Below are 1003 nucleotides of genomic sequence, written 5' to 3' on the forward strand. Positions count from 1 at the left end.
TATGTCCATTAATTCTATCGACCATGAAGAGATGACCAACATCGCTCACAAGTGGGAATTACCCGAAGAAGAAGAAACCGTTGTGAAGCCAGAGAAAACAGTGAAATCAGCAGAAGCCAGACGTCGCATTGAGGCACTGCGTGAAATCCGCGAAAGCGGGTTAAGCATTGAAGAAGCAAGAGAACTTGGCTTGATTCACTGATTCTCTCAATTCGGTGTACCACTCCATAGGGTAGCCAACTGGCTGCCCTTTTTATTTGCTAACCCCATCATTTAACCGAAGTTTCTTGCTCGTTTTGTTTGTTCTCCAACCTTATTTTTATTCAGTCTGAAGTCACTTTGCTTGCTTACTATGGTTTGACAAATGGTAGAGGCGTTACTAAAAGATATATCAGTAGTATATGCCTTTTGTTGACTATCCATATCATCTAAGCAGGAGCGCGAATATGGTTGATCAGATCCTTTTCTACGAGCCCGATGAGCCGCACGGCTTCCTCTCCAACTTCTGTCATGCCCCCGTCGAAATATCTTCCCAATCTTGGCCCACCAGCGAACACTACTATCAAGCTCAGAAATTTGTTGATGCCCAACTGCAAACCAAAATTCAGAAAGCCCAATCGCCGGATGAAGCGTTCGCGTTAAGCCGTCAGTACGAGCATCTCGTTCGCAGTGATTGGGACAACATGAAGCTCTCAGTCATGGCGTTCATTGTGCGAGAAAAATTCCTCCAAAACCCGAAACTTGCTCAGAAACTGATGCGCACGGGCAATGCTTGCCTTACTGAGCATTCGCACAAGGACGCATTTTGGGGAGATGGGGGAGACGGTAAAGGTTTGAACCACCTAGGAGAAATTCTGATGAACGTACGCGCAGAGCTGCGACATGTCGAGCCTTACAATTTGGTTAAGTTCATCGACAAAGCTAAGCTGCCAACTCAGTGGGGCACATTCATGATGCACGGCTTCATCGAGACGGCTACAGGGAAGGAGCATCTCGCGCTGGT

2 protein-coding genes are annotated in these 1003 nt (G+C 46.9%); both read left to right on the forward strand.

Annotated features, from left to right (window positions below; all coding sequences use genetic code 11):
* The first annotated feature begins 1 nt into the window (after position 1).
* Positions 2–202, forward strand: coding sequence for a PA3496 family putative envelope integrity protein (locus R7Q38_RS25120; RefSeq protein ID WP_318114769.1), 201 nt, complete (start codon positions 2–4; stop codon positions 200–202).
* Positions 203–446: 244 nt separating this feature from the next.
* Positions 447–1003 (forward strand): NADAR family protein (locus R7Q38_RS25125; protein ID WP_318114771.1); only part of this gene is annotated, 557 nt, incomplete at its 3' end.

Origin of the sequence: Vibrio sp. Vb0598 (assembly GCF_033338935.1) — a bacterium.
GTDB lineage: Bacteria > Pseudomonadota > Gammaproteobacteria > Enterobacterales > Vibrionaceae > Vibrio > Vibrio alginolyticus.

Excerpts from the sequence above, each read along its gene's own strand:
- R7Q38_RS25120 (WP_318114769.1), top strand. The coding sequence starts at position 2 with ATGTCCATTAATTCTATCGACCATGAAGAGATGACCAACATCGCTCAC.